Annotated in this window: 6 protein-coding genes and 1 pseudogene; 3 read left to right on the top strand and 4 right to left on the bottom strand. The window is 66.5% G+C overall.

Features of this window, described 5'->3' with window-relative positions; genetic code table 11:
* The 3 genes from AC08OX_RS14935 to AC08OX_RS14945 all read left to right on the top strand — a co-directional run.
* On the top strand, positions 1–353 hold a 353-nt coding region (locus AC08OX_RS14935; protein ID WP_476608370.1), incomplete at its 5' end, for a hypothetical protein.
* Positions 350–985: a hypothetical protein gene (locus tag AC08OX_RS14940; RefSeq protein WP_476608371.1), complete on the top strand. Its 636-nt coding sequence runs from the start codon at positions 350–352 to the stop codon at positions 983–985. The genes AC08OX_RS14935 and AC08OX_RS14940, both read left to right, overlap by 4 nt.
* Before the next feature lie 526 nt (positions 986–1,511).
* Positions 1,512–1,838 carry a hypothetical protein gene (locus tag AC08OX_RS14945; RefSeq protein WP_476608372.1) on the top strand — a complete coding sequence of 109 codons (327 nt, stop codon included), beginning with the start codon at positions 1,512–1,514 and terminating at the stop codon, positions 1,836–1,838.
* A 372-nt stretch (positions 1,839–2,210) separates the two neighbouring features.
* Here the strand turns inward: AC08OX_RS14945 and AC08OX_RS14950 are convergent, their stop codons facing one another.
* The 4 genes and pseudogenes from AC08OX_RS14950 to AC08OX_RS14965 form a co-directional block, all read right to left on the bottom strand.
* Positions 2,211–3,467: a type II toxin-antitoxin system HipA family toxin gene (locus tag AC08OX_RS14950; protein WP_476608373.1), complete on the bottom strand. Its 1,257-nt coding sequence runs from the start codon at positions 3,465–3,467 to the stop codon at positions 2,211–2,213.
* The gene (locus tag AC08OX_RS14955; RefSeq protein ID WP_476608374.1) at positions 3,467–3,781 is read right to left on the bottom strand and encodes a helix-turn-helix domain-containing protein; all 315 of its coding nucleotides are present in this window, start codon (positions 3,779–3,781) and stop codon (positions 3,467–3,469) included. Before AC08OX_RS14955 ends, AC08OX_RS14950 begins: the two co-directional genes overlap by 1 nt.
* A gap of 64 nt (positions 3,782–3,845) precedes the next feature.
* Positions 3,846–4,424: pseudogene (locus AC08OX_RS14960) on the bottom strand (IS5 family transposase); the annotation flags it as partial.
* A 12-nt stretch (positions 4,425–4,436) separates the two neighbouring features.
* Positions 4,437–4,724 carry a transposase gene (locus tag AC08OX_RS14965; protein ID WP_476608375.1) on the bottom strand — a complete coding sequence of 96 codons (288 nt, stop codon included), beginning with the start codon at positions 4,722–4,724 and terminating at the stop codon, positions 4,437–4,439.
* Positions 4,725–4,846 lie beyond the last annotated feature (122 nt).

Genomic DNA, 4,846 nt, shown 5'->3' on the forward strand with positions numbered 1-4,846 from the left:
TCCTTGTGCTGGAGGCCGATGCGCCGCCCTCGAAGGAAACGATCGGGCTGGTCCATCTCTGGCTGGATGACGTGGTGCAGGGTGTTGGGCGGGGGCCGACGATTTTACCGGACTTGCTCGTCGACGCGCTGCGTGACCGTTTTGATCTGCTTTCATCGCTGCGGGCGATCCTCGGCCGTTGGGTGGATCGGCCGCTGGGGGATTCGACGGCGCCCGACCAGGCCGCAGTTCGCACCTATCTCCTCGACCGGATCGATAAGGAGCTCTTCGGGGAGGATGTCGGCTTGCGTCCGCCCTCCTCGCCAGGTGACACCCAGCCGTCGCCCGCCGCAGGACGAGAGGAACAACGATGACCAGGAGTCAGTGGGTCTTCTTCGTCATGAACCTTTTCGGTCTCCTCGCCACGCCGCTTCTTCTGGGGTGGATCGCGGGCGGGCCGTTGTTGATCTGGGTAGTTCTTGCGCTCGCTCTGACAGGAGTGACAGTCGTCCAGGCGTGGCCGGTGCGCAGGATTCTGGATACGGAGAAGGCTCCTCCGTCGCCGGTGGTAGTCCCTACGATGGCGATGACCCCGGTTCCCGTCGTCTCCGACGAGTACCAACGCGAGCTGGAGAGACGGCGTGGTCTCGCTCAGGTGTTCTCTGCCGCGGACTCGGCGGCGGTCTGGCACCTGGCTCGCGGCGATGCGGATATCGAGGCAACAGGCCGGGCGATGCCCGTGCTGGACTATCTCCTCTCGGTGATCAGTCCAAAGGCGGAGAGCCGATTGCGGAGGCCGCGGAAGTGGGAACACGCTGTGGACGACGACATGACCTTCGAAAAACATGCCGAGGCGATCATACAGGAAGTCCTCCCAGATCCAGCGGACGGCAGGCGAGGCGACCTTGCCGCGCAGCTCGGAATCGTGCTCGACAGATGGAACACATCGGGGGAGTTCGGCAAACTGCTGAAGCAGCTGTATCCTGCCTCCCAGGCCATTTTGTAGTCGATGGACCACCTTGATCACTTCTGGCTGCGGCGGAAGCGTGGCCTGCCCTCGACGGATGCCGGCGACACGCCGGAGGCATCCGAACACGCAGCAGCGCTCGCCTGGGCCGGGTGGATCCGTCAGGAGGCGGACCGCGCCATCTCCTCCTGCGACCCGGCAGCTGACGTATATCACTCCGGACGAGGCGCCGTTGTCAGAATTGGACCGATTCATGCCGAAGGGCATGACCGCCTACCACCCACCCGGCAATTACCATGTGTGGTGGGAGTCCGTGAACCGCGAACCTCAACATTCCGCATCTCCCTTTCCAGCGGGTGTAGTAGGAGTTGGAATCTCCTCTTCATCCCGCTAAGGCCACGCTCCGTAGCTGGCTGATCGTCAAAGTCGGTCGATGATCCGTTTGCGGACCTCGTCGAGCACGCTAGTCTCTGTTGCCGATAGTAGCGATTCACTCTCTCTCGGTTCTGGAGGAAGCGTGGACAAGTCCGTGAGGCGGAAAGCCGCGGTTGTCGCGGTGTCTACGGTGGCGGCAGTGTTCGTCACCGTGGGGCCGGCGGCTACGAGCGCGCTGGCGTCGAGCTATCTCGGTGGCCCGGTGGATGAAAAGATCGCCAAGGATCATTGGGGTAAGGACCGGTGGGACGGCTGGAACGGTAAGGACCGGTGGGACGGCTGGAACGGTAAGGACCGGTGGGACGGCTGGAACGGTAAGGACCGGTGGGACGGCTGGAACGGTAAGGACCGGTGGGACGGCTGGAACGGTAAGGACCGGTGGGACGGCAAGGACGGTAAGGACGGTAAGGACCGGCGCCACAAGGACGATTGGGATTGGGATTGGGACTGGGACTGAGCTGACGAGAGGACCTGGACGGAACGCCACTGAAATACGGCGAACCGCTAGGAGAAACATGTAGCGGGGTTGGCGAGGGCGTCCGGCACGGGTTCCAATCGGCAATGACCGCCCGGGTTCTCCGGCCGCTGCGGCGCCGGACACCGTAGCTCTACGGTGTCCGGCGCTCGCGTCCCGTGGCCGCCACGCGTGGGTAGCGGGAAGGCTGCGCTCAGGCTCCCCGCCAGCGTCTATGACATCGTTATGAATGTGTCACGGACGATGGTGAGCAAGGCGATGAGCTGATCGTGTCTGGTGGCGCGGCGCCGGCATGTCCGAGGATTGACCGATAGGCCGGACGGGGCCGGGTGACGCCCGATACCGGAGCCAATCTCAAGGGACCCTGAGAGCACGGGCGATCCGTCGTTGTTCGCTCTCGTAGGCCGCTGCCATCCGGTCGGCCTGGCTTTTCGGGATGCCGAGCCCGGCTGCGGCCTGCCGCCAGCCCGCCGTGGCGGTCTCCACCTCCCTGACGAGGTCGCGGGCCCTCGGCGGCGACAAGCGGAAGTAGTTGCCCACCGACAGCGCGAGGTCGATGCTTGCGTCGGTGTTGTCGAGATCGACGGCCGTGCTCAGCCGGGCCGGGTTGTCCGGATTGGGGTTGAGGTCGTAGGCAGGAGAGAGCGCCCAGCCGTCTCGCTCGCGCAGGAACGCGTGATTGCGCAGGTGGTCGTCGGTGTTCCCGGTCAGGATGGAGAACAGGATCCGCCGGTAGAGCTCACGCAGGTCGGCGTCAGCTCTCGGCGAGTAGCGTTCGATCACCTCGGCGATCTCGAGGTAGCTGCGGAGGTCCCCGTCGGAGGCCTCGAGCATTGTCAGGGCGCTTGCGAACCCCAGGCGCCGCGCGCCGATGCGGTCGAAGCGGCTCAGGAGTAGTACGTGCCGGCCGGTGACGGTCAGCAGTTCCGACTCCGCCACGGTAAGCCCCGCTCTGCGAGCGAGTCTCAGTTGGATCTCCTCCCAACCGGCCACGTCCCATTCGTCACTGTCCGAACGTGGGAACTTGGCGATCGAGAGCCGCCCGGACACGTCCCGCACCGCTGCCTTGGGGCGCGCGCCGCCGAGCGAGCTACCTGCGTCGATGAGGTCCGCGAGGTCGTGGTCGAAGCCGCCCTCCGCGCGGACGCGGTCGGCTGCTCGCATGAGCCGGGCCAGGTCGATCAGCCGTGGGACCGCGTGCCGGTGCGTCGAATAGTAGGTGGCGGTCGCCGGCTGGCGGAACCTGACATCTCCCTGGCGGGTGTCGTCGCGGACGCCGAGAAGGAAGTCGGCCTTACCGAGAGTGCGAGGTGTGGTCTCGGCGGCGCGGGCGCGCTCGCGCTCCTCACGCCTCATGAGGTTCTCACCCCATCGGTCGGGGGCGCTGTCGGCGAACGCGTTGAAGATGGCCGACCCCGCCGGCGTGTGGAAGACGCCGGCGGCTCTGGCCAGCGCCGGGTCGAGGTCGTATCCGGCCGGGTTGGTCAGGTAGGCGTCGGCATATCGGAACGTGGCGCTCTGTCCGCCGCGGTTGTGAAGCCACAACGTCCCTGCGGCGGTCTCCTGCCCGTCGATCTCGACGGTGACCTCGACAGGATCCCGTCCGGCCATCAGCGCCGTACTCGCTTGGGGAGGATCTCGTCCATGCGCAGCCGGCCGACGTCGGTCTCGTACGGGTCGGTGGCCCTGACGACGGCATCCATGATCCCGATGGTGCGTAGCACCCTGAACAGGTTCTCGGTGCTCGCGGTGCCCTTGCCCTGCTCGATGGCGCGCAGCGTGTCCCGGGAGATCCCGGCTCGCTGGGCGACCTGGGCTGCGGTCAGCCGGTTCAGCTTCCGCCAGGTCAACACATGCTCGCCGAGCAGACGCAGCGACCGCGCCACCGACAACGGCGTGGCATGCGAGGCCCTGTCACCGACCATAGCCAGCATCATATGAGCCTACGGCGGTTAAGTTCGCCGTTAAGAGCGCGTCTGAAAACTCGGGTCACCAGTCACCGGTGCGTCCGAGGCGATGGGACATGACCATGATCATGGCGATGTAGACCATCGCCTCGTGGCTCTCGGGCAGGGTCTCGTAGTCACGCACGCACCGGCGGTGCTTGTTGATCCAGCCGTAGGTCCGTTCGACGACCCAGCGACGTGGCAGGACCACGAACCCGGCGACGTTGTCCGTCCGCTTGACGATCTGGACGGTGAGGTTGAGGGTCATGGCCGCCCAGGTCACGAGCCGTCGGGCGTAGCCGCCGTCGGCCCAGACGTGGCGGACCGTGCCGAAACCATCGCGCAGGGCGGCGAGCGCGCGGTGCGCGCCGTCCCGGTCCTGGATGCTCGCGGCCGTCACGACGACGGCGAGGAGCAGGCCGTTGGAGTCTGTGGCGATGTGCCGTTTGCGGCCTTTGGTCTTCTTGGCGGGGTCGTAGCCGGCGGTCGAGGAGGGCACCGTGTCGGCGGCGCGCACGGTCTGTGAGTCCATGATCGCGGCGGTCGGTGGCGGGTCGCGCCCAGTGTGCACGCGAAGCGCGTCACGCAGGCAGTCGTGCACCCGCTGCCACACGCCTGCCGTCGCCCACCGCCGCTAGATGTCGTAGATGGTCTTGGCGGGTGGGAAGTCGTGCGGGAGTTGCGCCCAGGCGATCCCGCCGCGGACCAGATAGAAGATCGTGTCGAGGACGGTCCGGCGCGGCCACTTCTCCGGCCGACCACCCTTGCCGGTGGCGCTGCCTGGTAGCGGCAGCAGCGGCTCGATGAGCGCCCACCGGGCATCGGTCGTCGATGACGATGGGTAGAACGGACACGGCTCGGTTGTGACAGGGGTCGCCTCGGCGTGGGCCGGGCATAGCGGACACAGGCAGGTCGGGGACACTGGTGCACGGGCTCCTGGCGGACCGGGTTGGCGTGAGAACCACCAGTCCTACCGGGAGCCCACCCATTTTCGATCAAGATTCGCCCACCAGCCGCCCAGTTCCCAGACGCGCTCTTAGCTTG

This window comes from Frankia sp. CoBUL1, assembly GCF_978021245.1.